At 59.6% G+C, this 11,837-nt stretch carries 10 protein-coding genes; all 10 read left to right on the forward strand.

Features of this window, described 5'->3' with window-relative positions:
- Positions 1-6 precede the first annotated feature (6 nt).
- The 10 genes from WJU27_RS04325 to WJU27_RS04370 all read left to right on the forward strand — a co-directional run bounded on the left by WJU27_RS04325 (position 7) and on the right by WJU27_RS04370 (position 11,836).
- Positions 7-2,220 carry a methyltransferase domain-containing protein gene (locus tag WJU27_RS04325; protein ID WP_341421231.1) on the forward strand — a complete coding sequence of 738 codons (2,214 nt, stop codon included), beginning with the start codon at positions 7-9 and terminating at the stop codon, positions 2,218-2,220.
- Between the two features lie 5 nt (positions 2,221-2,225).
- Entirely contained in the window at positions 2,226-3,305 is a 1,080-nt protein-coding gene (locus WJU27_RS04330; protein WP_341421232.1) for a glycosyltransferase family A protein, read from the forward strand.
- Positions 3,302-4,303, forward strand: a complete 1,002-nt coding sequence (locus WJU27_RS04335) for a glycosyltransferase family 2 protein (protein ID WP_341421233.1) — start codon at positions 3,302-3,304, stop codon at positions 4,301-4,303. The genes WJU27_RS04330 and WJU27_RS04335 overlap by 4 nt, the downstream gene beginning before the upstream one ends.
- 18 nt (positions 4,304-4,321) lie before the next feature.
- Positions 4,322-5,251 carry a glycosyltransferase family 2 protein gene (locus WJU27_RS04340; protein WP_341421234.1) on the forward strand — a complete coding sequence of 310 codons (930 nt, stop codon included), beginning with the start codon at positions 4,322-4,324 and terminating at the stop codon, positions 5,249-5,251.
- 2 nt (positions 5,252-5,253) lie between these two features.
- Positions 5,254-6,012, forward strand: a complete 759-nt coding sequence (locus WJU27_RS04345; RefSeq protein ID WP_341421235.1) for a class I SAM-dependent methyltransferase — start codon at positions 5,254-5,256, stop codon at positions 6,010-6,012.
- Between the two features lie 6 nt (positions 6,013-6,018).
- Positions 6,019-6,837, forward strand: coding sequence for an ABC transporter permease (locus WJU27_RS04350; protein WP_341421236.1), 819 nt, complete (start codon positions 6,019-6,021; stop codon positions 6,835-6,837).
- Positions 6,837-8,165 (forward strand): ABC transporter ATP-binding protein, encoded by a 1,329-nt coding sequence (locus tag WJU27_RS04355; RefSeq protein WP_341421237.1) that lies wholly within the window; start codon positions 6,837-6,839, stop codon positions 8,163-8,165. Before WJU27_RS04350 ends, WJU27_RS04355 begins: the two co-directional genes overlap by 1 nt.
- A gap of 4 nt (positions 8,166-8,169) precedes the next feature.
- A complete protein-coding gene (locus WJU27_RS04360; RefSeq protein ID WP_341421238.1) occupies positions 8,170-9,015 on the forward strand; it encodes a sulfotransferase in 846 nt (281 codons plus the stop codon).
- 306 nt (positions 9,016-9,321) lie between these two features.
- Complete coding sequence (locus tag WJU27_RS04365) at positions 9,322-10,716, forward strand: capsule biosynthesis protein (RefSeq protein ID WP_341421239.1); 1,395 nt, start codon at positions 9,322-9,324, stop codon at positions 10,714-10,716.
- The gene (locus tag WJU27_RS04370; protein WP_341421240.1) at positions 10,703-11,836 is read left to right on the forward strand and encodes a glycosyltransferase; all 1,134 of its coding nucleotides are present in this window, start codon (positions 10,703-10,705) and stop codon (positions 11,834-11,836) included. Before WJU27_RS04365 ends, WJU27_RS04370 begins: the two co-directional genes overlap by 14 nt.
- Position 11,837: the final 1 nt, after the last annotated feature.

The following is an 11,837-nucleotide window of genomic DNA, read 5'->3' on the forward strand; positions in this document are numbered from 1 at the left end:
CAAGTAATGCCTTCCCGGGAACCCAGAAAGGTTGACGTCCTCTGGCTGGTCGAACATGTCGCGCGAGAGCTGGACGTCGCCTGCGCAGTCAAGGCCATTGCGCTCGTGGAGCACGGTCTGCGTGTCGAGGTGCGAAACCTCTACCAGCACATTCAGAGCTATCTGACCGAGTTCGATCCGGCCGTCATTGTTCATCCATATGTCTATTTCGTCGAGGGCGCACTCGCCACCGAGGACGTTTTCCGGCGCTGGCCTGACGCGATCCACGTCAATGCCGCCTGGGAGCAAATCCACTACAGGGCTCACTACAAGATCAAGGCCCCGGCTGACGACATCGCGCGCAAACAGGTCATCCATTTTGCATGGGGACAGTTCTTCAAGGACTATCTGACCGAGTTCGGTGTTCCGAATGAGAATGTCGTCGTCAATGGACATCCTGCCTACCAGCTCTACCAGGAGCCATACAAGGCGTACTTCGACACCCGTCGTTCCATTGCGGCGAAGTTCGGTCTGGATGTCGACAAGACTTGGGTGTTCGTTCCCGAGAACTACCGCTGGGCTTTCGCGCAGAAGAAACTCGATTTCTTCGTCTCTCTGGGCGGTGACCGCGATGAGCTCAACGAACTGATCAATTTCTCGATACCGTCACTGCGCGAGTTGCTCACGGCGTCCCGCGCGGCATCGCTGCGGGACGACGTGGAGGTGATCTTCCGCCCGCGGCCGGCCATCAATACGGCGAAGATGCTGGATTTCTTCCACCGGGAAGTAGGCCAAGATACCGGGCGTATTCACTTCATCAAGGAAGGCACGGTCAGAGAGTGGATACTGGCCAGCGATCACATCGTTTCTTCCTACAGCACGAGCCTGCTCGAGGCATCCGTCGCCGGCAAGCGGGCATGGATGTTCGAGCCTATCAAGATTCCGGACGGTCTTCATTGCGAGTGGTACGACGCGGCACCTCGCCTCCGTACAGTCGACGATTTCTGCGGGATGCTGGATGAGCGCATGGATGTTCGGGTTGATCGGCTCGCAGTCTGGGCGCGCGACAACCTGTTACCAGCCGGGGACCCGATCAGGAATATCGTCGATCAACTGGTCCGCTTGCGTGCGCAAGCCGTCGATGGACGAGCCATGGGCGTGTTGCCGCGAAATCCGGGCGACAAGAAGTATTTCAACAAGGACTCCCATGAAATGGACGAGTTCTCGGCCGAAGCGGTCGAGGCGAACAGCCGCCGCTGGGCCGGGCAGCTCTACGGGTATGCCGCCACAGACGATACAGCAGGAAGCAATGAGGTAAAGATGATCAACAACAAGTCGATGAACCGTGATGATCTGCTCACGCCCGACGCGCAGCAGATCGTGAAGGATCTGAACAGGCTGATCGAAACGATTTATGAACACGAGATCGCTCCGTCCTCTTGGGTGGGAACACTCCCCAAGCGCCCGATCGAGCGCGAGAAGGCATCGATCTGGAAGCGGTTGCTGGGACAGAAGGTCCGTGGCGCATACCGGACCGATGCCGGCGAAATCAAGGCACTGACACGCGGGGACGAGCAGCGTCTCGACTATCAGCCGCTGGTGGGAGCGGCCGATGATCTGCGCTACCCTTGGTTTCTCTACTGGGAAATCTACTGGGTGCTGCGCTACATGAGGCCGCTGCTGAAGCCGGGGCAGCGACTGCTCGACGCGGGCGGTGCCGCGTCCCTGTTCACCTGCTACATGGCGAGCCAGGGCTACGAACTGCACTCCGTCGATCTGAACGAGAAACTGCTCGCCCACGGTGACGACATCGCCCGGAAGATGGGATGGACCACCATGCACTCGTATTGCATGGATATGCGCAAACTCGACTTCCCCGATGACTACTTCGATCACGCGTTCTCGATCTGCGTGTTCGAACACCTCGATTTCGACATCAAGCAGTCTGCACTGCGGGAGATTTCACGCTGCCTCAAGCCAGGAGCCATCCTGTCGCTGACATTCGACTACCGGAATCCTGCTCCGGGCGTCGTGGGCATAGGCAAGGATCCGAGTCCGCGCAACGCGCTCAAGGACAAGGAAGACATCGCCCGGAGTTTTCTTGGCACCGGGTTGTTCGAAATTGCGGACGGCACCGAGTTCGTTGACGATGGACGGAGCTATCTGCAGCACCCGACCTTCAACAACGGACCCTACACGTTTGGTGCGATCTTCCTGCGCAACATCAAGCCGGCAGAATAGGCCGCATGGAAGTGGCACGACTTGCAATGCCGGTGCACAACGCCGGTGACGGACTCCGACTTGCGCTCGAATCGGTGTGCGGTCAGAGCAGCGGTGACTTCTCGCTTACCGTGCTCGATGATGGATCGACCGATGGCTCCTGGGATATGCTCCAGTCCTATGCGAGTCGGGATTCACGCATCCGGCTTCATAGGAATGAAAGCCGCGCGGGGCTCGTGGCGGCGTGGGACAAAGTGGCCGCGCTCGCGGTGTCGGAGAGCGGTGATTACTTCGGGTGGGTGGCAGATCACGATAGGCTCGATCCCGACTGGCTGGAGGTACTGGCGGGCTCGCTCAAAGCGCGGGAGGAAGCGGTTCTCGTTTATCCGAAGACGTGTTACGTGCACGATCTCGCCAACGCGGATGAAGTCTTCGCTTTCGGGCCCTCGATTGATTCCGCTGACTATTCAAATTACGAATGGCTGACGCGCCTGCCACAAATGGGCCAGTTCGCGGGCGACATGATCTATGGCTTGATGAGGAGCTCGGCGCTACGACGGATGGGGGGCTTCCCGGCCTCCATTTTTCCTGATCGGCTGTTCGTCCTGGGGCTCGCGCTGATGGGCGGAATCGTTCACGAGTCAGGAACGATCCGCTACAGGTATGTGCCCGAGGGCAGTAACGCCTATCGGGCGCCGATGGAGAAGCAGCTGACGACGTTGTTCAATACCGGAAATCGCCCCTCGTTCCCCTACCTGTCTGCCGCATTGCATTTCCTGCGCAGCCCTGACCCGGCGTCAGCGGGCGCGGTAACCGACGAGGACGCGAAGTCCCTTCGTGGGTATATGGGACTGCTTCACGCCCAGTACATGGCCAACAATTATCGTGAAGAGATATCCCTCGAATTGCGCGCTCCCAATGTGGCCGACGCATTTCCGCGCGGGCTGATCTACTTCATGGAAGCCGGATTGAGTGGCGACTGGTCGCTCCTCTTCGCGAATATTTCCCGGACACGGGACAAACTCAAGGCGGCCTACGCAAATTTGAACGAGTGCCGGGCGCGGGTCCAGCAGCTCAAGGAAGAATTGAGAGGAAAACGCAGATGAACGTCCAGGCGGCCGATGTGTCACATGACGGTTCTCACCGTCTGGTTGATGTTGCCATTTGCACATTCAATCGTTCGCGTTTCCTGAGGATATGCCTTGACGCACTGCTGCCTCAATTCAACGACGAGTACAGCCGGCGCGTCGGAGTTCTTGTCATCGACAACAACTGCACCGATGACACCGCTCGGATGGTCAGCGAGTTGCAGCGCACTTATCCCTTCATCCGCTATCTGCAGGAGCCGAAGCAAGGACTGTCGAATGCGCGGAACTGCGGTGAGAGAAACAGTGAAGCGCAGTACATCTGTTATCTCGATGATGATGGAAAGCCGGGAGAAGCCTATCTCGAGACCTTGGTCCGCATCCTTTCCGAGGAAAATCCGGATTTCGCAGGCGGGCCGATTCTTCCGTATTACCTGAGCGAACGGCCCGCCTGGTTCAAGGACGAATTCGAGATCAGGAGACATGCGCCGGGTACAGGATTCTTCGACTGTCCCATCAGCGGGGGGAATTTTGTGGTGCGGCTTTCATTGCTGCGCGAACTGGGCGGCTTTGCGCCGCATCTCGGAATGGTCGGAAACAAGGTCAGACTGGGAGAGGAGCGAGAACTGATTGAGCGGTACCGGCGGAGGTGTTCCGAGGCGGAACGACGGATCTATTACGCTCAGTCCCTTTTCATCTACCACTACGTTCCGCCGGTGAAGATGACCATGCGCTACATGCTCGGGCGGGCGTATCAGTCGGGCAAGATGTCGGTCGTCGTAAAGCGCGAGAGCGTGCGCTCGCTGCCCTGGATACTGACCAAGCTGTTCCGCGAGACAGTGTCCCTGATCAAGCTATATAGAGCCAGAGCACCGGTGGACCTCCGGGTGAATAAGCTCAGAGGCGCTGCTCTGCTGATCGGAAAGCTCGTGGGCCTGGTTAGACAGGCCTGTTTCCTGCCCGCCAAGATGGTGCGCTCGTCGTTCAAATGGCGTTCTTTTTCCAACCACGGTTCATGAGATCTCGCGGCGAATCCAATGCAGGATGAAACTCTTCTGTCCTTTGTCATCTGCACTTTCAACCGCGCTGCATTCCTCGAACACTGCGTGAGCGACCTGGCGAAACAGATAGAGGAGTTCGGTGGCCGGAATATCGAAGTCCTGATTGTCGACAACAACAGTAATGACGATACGGCGTCGGTCAGTGAACGACTGTGCGCCCGCTGGCCATGGACACGCTACCTGTTCGAAGGGACGCAGGGGCTGTCGCATGCGAGAAACTGTGGCTGTCTGGCCGCTTCCGGGGCATATGTCTGCTATCTCGATGACGATGCCTTGCCCGGGACGGACTATGTGCGGAATGTGATGGGGGTCGTTGCCGGTCACTCTCCAGATATTGCCGGAGGGCCGGTGTTCCCGTTCTATACGTCGAAGAAGCCCTTCTGGTTTCAGGATGAACTCGAGATCCGCCGGCACGCACGAACAACCGGATTCGTTGACTGTCCCGTCAGCGGCGGGAATTTCATCATCCGCCGCCGTTTGTTGCTGGATCTGGGGCTGTTCTCAAGCGATTTCGGCATGGTAGGCACTCAGCTCCGTCTTGGCGAAGAGCGCAATCTGATCGAACGGTACCGGCTCTGTACCGAGCCGGAAAAACGCAGGATCTACTATTCGCAGGACTGTTTCATCTTCCACCATGTACCGGCCGAGAAGATGACGCTGGCCTACTTTGTGCGTCGCGCCTTCGAAAGCGGTCGCTTGCGGGCGTCGATCGAGAAGGTGCGCCGAGACAATGGAACGGGCATCTCTGACCAAGCCCCTCCCGGAAGAGGCCTGTTACGGCGAATTCTGGTCGGTGAAAGAGGAATTCATCTGCCTCTCCGTGTCCTGCACAGGGCAGCCCTGATTGCCGGATTGCTGTCAGTGCGCATGCACGACAAATTGACGACGAGATTGTCCAAAGGATAACGATGGAAAACGAAGTCAACGATACGCGTCGTTTGAGCGACGCCGACTCTGCGGAACTGGTGCCTGGTGACGAGCACTATCGGGCCTTCGTCGGTCCGCCCGGCCGCTACGACCTGATGGGTGCCGCCCAGTTCCGCCTGCTGACGACACTCGGTCTTCGCGAAACGCATCGGGTGCTGGACTTCGGCTGCGGCTCCCTGCGGGCCGGGAGAATGCTTTTATCCTATCTTCAGCAGGGGGGGTACTACGGCGTCGAGCCGAACCAGTGGTTGCTCGACGATGCCGTCGAACGCCAGTTGGGTGGAGATATTCTGAGAGTCAAGCAACCCAGGTTCTCGACCAACGCGGACTTCACCGTGCCGTTCCGCGATCAGCCTTTCGACTTCGTGCTTGCTCAGTCCATCTTTTCCCATACCGGCCGAGCGCTGGTGAGGAAGCTGCTCGGTGAGTTCGCGCAGGTGTTGGCACCCAAGGGAATGATTGCCGCGACGTTTTCCATCGGAGACGCCGCGAATGCTACCCCTGAAGATGTGTGGGTCTATCCTGGATGCGTCCGCTACCGTCAGGACGACGTGGTGGAACTGGCGCACCAGGCGGGTCTGGCTGTGACGCCGATTCCCTTCTTTCACCCGACGCAGCGCTGGTTCCTCATGGCGGGTGCGGAGGACGTGCTGCCGTCCCGGGAGCACCACTGGCTCCTTACCGGTGGCGTTTTGAACGTCACAGAGTTTGCTGGCAGTCTCGGCAAACCGAAGGAGTGACCTGACATGACGGATTCCTATGTCATCAGGCCGGTTCCTGCCCGGGTCACGATTGCGGATCTGTGGCGGGTACGCTGGATGTTCTTTAGTCTTGTTCGGACCTCCGCGCTATTACCCTACAGCGAGACGCGCTACGGTGCCGTGTGGACCCTCCTTCGGCCATTCATATTTCTTGCAGTGATGGTCTTCATCAAGCAGCAGTCTGCGAGTCGTATGGGCGAGGAGGTGGCCTATCCGCTTTTCCTCTATACCGGCCTGGTTTTCTGGTGGTATCTGGTGGATGCGATGAAGGCAGCTGCACGCAGTCCCTTCTCCTACAAGGGGTTGATCACCAAGATCTACTACCCCCGGATCATCACGCCAGCCATTCCCGTGCTCGGGCGTCTGTTCGATCTGGCCATCCAGGGCGGGGGCATCATTTTCATGATGTTCGCGTACGACCAGTTCCCCGGGGGAAATATCTGGTTGCTGCCGGTCGCGATCTTCAACATCTTCCTCCTTGCACTGGGTCTCGGATACCTGTTTGCAGTGGCAGTGGTCGCGTTTCGCGACGCTGAGCGCATCCTCGACTACCTGCTCTACATCGGCCTGTTCCTGTCACCGGTGCTGTACGCACCCGCGATTGTTCCAGAGGAATACCGCAGCCTTTACGGGTGGATCAATCCGGCGGTGGGGCCGCTGACGGCCTTCCGCGCCGCGCTGTTTTCAGATGTCCGAATGACCTATGAACCGCTCGTCTCGTCCCTTGTCGTCTCGAGCGTTCTGTTCTTCGTCGGCATTTGGCTGTTTCAACGTGCTCAAGCCGGCTTCGCCGAGAAAATGTGATGGAACCGACGAACGATCTGGCGCTTTCGGTGCGCTCACTCGGCAAGGCATACGCGCGTGGCAACAGCCCGGGCTTGGGAATGTTCGGCAAGGGACGGTCCGAGAAGGATCAGTTTTGGGCACTTCAGGATGTCTCCTTCGACGTTCCGAGAGGGACTGGGGTGGGCATCATCGGGGGCAATGGCGCCGGAAAGAGCACGCTTCTCAAGATACTCGCCCGGATCGTGCTGCCGACCACTGGCGAGGTGGTGGTGCATGGCAAGGTCAATTCCCTGCTTGAAGTGGGAACCGGCTTTCAGTCCGACCTCTCCGGCCGCGCGAACATCTACCTGAATGCCTCGATACTTGGCATGAGCAAGGAGGATGTGGACTCGGTGTTCGATGAAATCGTCGATTTTTCGGGGGTTGGCGAGTTCATCGACATGCCGGTGAAGCACTATTCCAGTGGTATGTACTCCCGGCTGGCCTTTTCGGTTGCGGCGAACGTCACCGGCAACATACTGTTGCTTGACGAGGTGCTTTCCGTCGGCGACGCCGAGTTCAGGAAGAAATGCCTCGGGCGGATGAACAGCCTGCTCACCTCGGAGCAGCGCACCGTACTGTTCGTCAGCCACAGCATGGAGTCCGTGATGCGCTTCTGTTCAAAGGCGCTATGGCTCGATCGGGGCAGAGTGCGGGCCTTTGGCGATTCGGAGGACGTGGTGACCGAGTACCTCCGCAAGGTCAATCAGCTCAACGCGAAGTACGTGGCACCTGATGCGAATGCCAGGAAGGAGAGCGCTCCGGTTGCCGGCGCGGAAGCCGTTCCGCAGACATCCGAGGTGGTGGCGGTATCGACGGAGGTCGCGGCCGGTTTCTCGCCTGCTGCGAACATCATGTCGGTCGTGGTCACCAGCGACAGCAACGACAACGGTAGCGAAGTGATTCGCCGGGATGAGGCGATCACGGTCGAACTGAGTTGCGAGATGGTCTCCACCGCTTATGTCGTGTATCCGGTTGTCCATCTGTATTGCATGCCACGCGCAGGGGTGCTGGAAGAGGTCAATGTGTTCACCAGCGTGGGTGATCCGATGCCCCAGAGCCTCGGCCGACACCGGGTGATCGCCCGAATTCCGGCAGGACTGCTGACCGTGGGGCAGTACTACATTTCGGTCGCCCTCATCTCGCGAGCAAGGCCTCAGATCCGTCATTGCAAGCTGAATCGCGTGCTGACTTTCCAGGTAATCGATCCGAAACGCGAAGAGGCAGCATTCCTGCTGGAGCAATTGCATGGCGTGATTCAGCCCAGGCTTGACTGGTCGTGCCAGATCACGGCCGGAGGCGAGTGAGCCGATGTCGGAACTGGACAACAGGATTGCCCGGCTGCATGAAGTCGTGACCCGGCAGGGCATGAATCTCGCGCCGGTCGTCGTTCTGGGCATGCATCGCTCCGGTACCACCATGCTGGCGAAGCTGCTGGAGACGGCCGGGGTGTACATGGGAGATCGTCTCAGCGGAAATTATGAGCCCCGTCTTTTCCAGGATGCCAACCGGCAGATATTCGATTACTTCGACGCCAGCTGGCTGTCCCCTGATCGTCTGCCGGGAGCGATGGAGTTGCACAGGGGCTTCGGAGGACTGACGTCCGAGATCGCCCGGCGGCTGATCGAGGACTTCGTGCCGAGCTTCTGCAACGCTTCGGAACGGTACTCCGCTTCATGGGGATTCAAGGATCCGCGCACATCGGTGACGGCCGGACTTTTCCTCCGGCTGTTTCCGGACGCGAAGGCGGTCTTCATCCATCGTAATGGCGAGGATGTTGCAGCCAGTGTGCTCAAGCGGGAGCTCAGGATACGCAGCAAATTTCCGGCCGGTTCGGGCGTCTTGTTCGAACCACCTGCCGCGGTACTGTCACGAGCGGTCCGGGCGTGGGAAATCTACAACGATCGCGCGTTGGCAATGCTTTCGTACTTCCGAGAGCATGCGACCTTGCGTTACGAGGATGTGGTGGCCTCACCGGAACGCCTCTTGCCGCGAGCCTTCGAAAAAGTCGGTGTCGACATTTCCGGGCCAACGATACAAAGCGCCGGCATTTCGGCAGAGCGCATCGGCGGCGGCGCAGAGTTCGCCGAACATTTTGTATCGGTGCGCGAGCACCTGGCCCGTTCGCCTGTGCGCGAAGCACTGGACAAAGGATGACTTCGACGGGTCGCTCAGATGGCCGTGCCGCCTCTGCCACGAGTTTGCCTCAATCCGGAGCGTTCCTTCGGCGAACACTCGCATGATCTGTCTTGATGTATGAAATCTCTTGTTAAGTCGACGCTGGGGCAGCGCCTTCTACGACACTGTCGCCCTCACTCCCAGGTCCGCGCCGACTGGCGCCAGCTGGCTGCCTCACCGCAGTGGAGGGAACGGGTGTTGCAGGCAAGGGGCGGAAAACGCGTCCTCATCGCCACCGGCACAGGATCGAACTGGACATGCAGCAGCCTGGAAAGTGCGCTGGGTGTGGCTCTGACTCTGCGCGGTGCCGAAGTCAGTTTCCTGTTGTGCGATGGCGTTCTGCCGGCCTGTCAGGAGTGTGATCACCAATGGCTTTCCGAGCCTGATTTCGAGCGTTACGGTCCGCAACGCCATCTCTGTAGCACCTGTTATGAACCGGCGCGAGCCATGCTTGCTCCGCTCGGTCTTCCTATCCTGACTTACGGCCAGTTCCTCGACTCCACGCCCCCGTCGCCGCCGCCCGCAAGCCTCGCCGAACATGCGCATGCCGGTGCTCTGCGCTATTACGGCAGGGGAACGCTGCCCGAAACCCGGGCCGCACGCCGGATCGCACAGCGCTATGAAGCGGCAGGCGAACGCACTGTTGCGGCCCTGCGCGGGCTGCTCGAGCAGCAGCAACCGGATGTGGCTCTTTTTCACCACGGAATCTACATCCCGCAAGGCGTGGTGGGCGCCGTGCTGCGCGAGGCCGGTTGTCGGGTGGTGAACTGGGGGCTGGCCTATCGCAAAGGGACCGTGCTGGTCAGTCACGACGACAGTTATCACTACACCATGATTGACGAGTCGCCCTCGAACTGGGAGGACATGGCGTGGTCGGCGGAGCATGAGCAAACACTGCTCTCCTATCTGCGTAGCCGCTGGACCGGAGGCAACGACTGGATCAATTTCCAGCAGGACGCGGAAATCGACCGCGCCACGATCGTAAGCGCTCTGGATCTGGATCCGGGGCGGCCGGTGATCGGCCTGCTCACGAACGTGATCTGGGACGCGCAGCTGCACTTCCGGCAGTCGGCTTTTCCTTCGATGCTCGAGTGGTTGTTCGAGACCATCCAGTACTTCATTACGCGACCGCAGTTCCAACTGGTGATCCGCGTTCACCCCGCAGAGATACTGGGAACGGTACCGTCGAGACAGCCTGCCGCCGACGAGATCGCGGCGCGTTTCGGTGATCTGCCTCCTCACATAAAGATTGTGGGTCCCGAAGCCAAAGTTTCTACCTATGCATTGATGGAAGCGTGCGACTGCGCATTGGTATACGGGACGAAGACCGGGCTTGAGCTGGCCTGCATGGGCATGCAGGTGGTCGTGGCAGGCGAGGCGTGGTCTCGTGGCAAGGGGTTCACGTGTGATGTGTCGACTCGGGATGAGTATTTCTCGCTGCTTGGCCAGCTGCCGCTGGGCAGCCGACTGCAGCCGGACCGGGTGCTGGCTGCACGGAAGTATGCCTATCACTTCTTCTTCCGTCGGATGATTCCGCTCGCGTTCCTGAAGCCGGCGAAGCGTTTCGGACCTTACAGGCTGGCGATCGATTCGCTCGACGAGTTGCTGCCCGGGCGCGACCCAGGGCTGGACATCTTCTGCGACGGCGTGCTGAACGGGGGGGCATTTGTCTTCTCGTAACGATGTCTTCCATCGATGGGTGCTGCATGATTATCTGCAGGTCAATGGAGGGGCCGAGCGGCTGGTCAATATCCTGGCGAGCGGACTGCCCGGTTTCTCCTTGGGTGTGTCCGGCATCTATTCCGGCTTTTCCGGCTCAGGCAACCTTGACGGGGTAGCCCTCAGGTGTCTGTCTGGGCCCTACGGCATGTTGCCGCGAATCCCGCGAGCATTGCTGACATTCCGTCATCTGCGCCTCCTCGCCGACGCGGAATGCGTCGTGTATAGCGGCTTCTATGCACCGCTCGCCGTACGTTCGCAGCAGCGGGGCCGGAAACTGATGTATTGCCATACCCCCCCTCGTTTCGCCTTCGATTGGGAGGAGCAGTACTTGGGCCGTGTGAGTCCGGGGCTGCGACCGTTGTTGCGTAGGGTCATCGGAAGTTACCGGGAGAGTTACCTCGAGGCACTGGCCCATATGCAGGTTCTGGTGACCAATTCGGAACACGTCCGGCGACGTGCGCGGGATCTCACTGGACGAGATTCGATAGTGGTCTATCCGCCGGTTGCCACGGATCTATTCCGCTGGTCCGGACAGGGGGATTACTATCTGTCGCTTGGCCGTCTTGAGCCGAACAAGCGGGTCGACCGCGTCATCGCCGCTTTCCGGGCGATGCCGGACAAGCAACTGGTGGTCGCATCAGGGGGTAGTGAGCTGGCCCGTTTGCGTCAGCTTGCCGCGGGCGCACGCAACATCCGCTTCACCGGCTGGATTGACGACGCCGCGCTCGCCGAACTGATCGGGCGCGCGCGCGCGTGCATCTACATTCCAAAGGACGAGGATTTCGGGATGTCCGCAGTCGAGGCGATGGCGGCCGGCAAGCCCGTAATCGGCGTCGACGAAGGAGGGCTCCGGGAGAGCATTCTGCACGGAACGACGGGTCTCCTGCTTGCTGCCGATCCGAGTGCGGACGAACTGGCCGACGCAGTGCGCGTCATTACGGCTGAGCGTGCGATGGAAATGCGCAATGCATGTGAAGCGAAAGCAGCGGAGTTCTCGTCGCACCGTTTCCTGAGATCGATGGCGCAACTCGCCGGGTTGGCGCCGGAAACCGTCGAACAACCGATTACTGGACACTGAG

This window comes from Methyloversatilis sp. NSM2, assembly GCF_038066675.1.
GTDB classification, from domain to species: domain Bacteria; phylum Pseudomonadota; class Gammaproteobacteria; order Burkholderiales; family Rhodocyclaceae; genus Methyloversatilis; species Methyloversatilis discipulorum_A.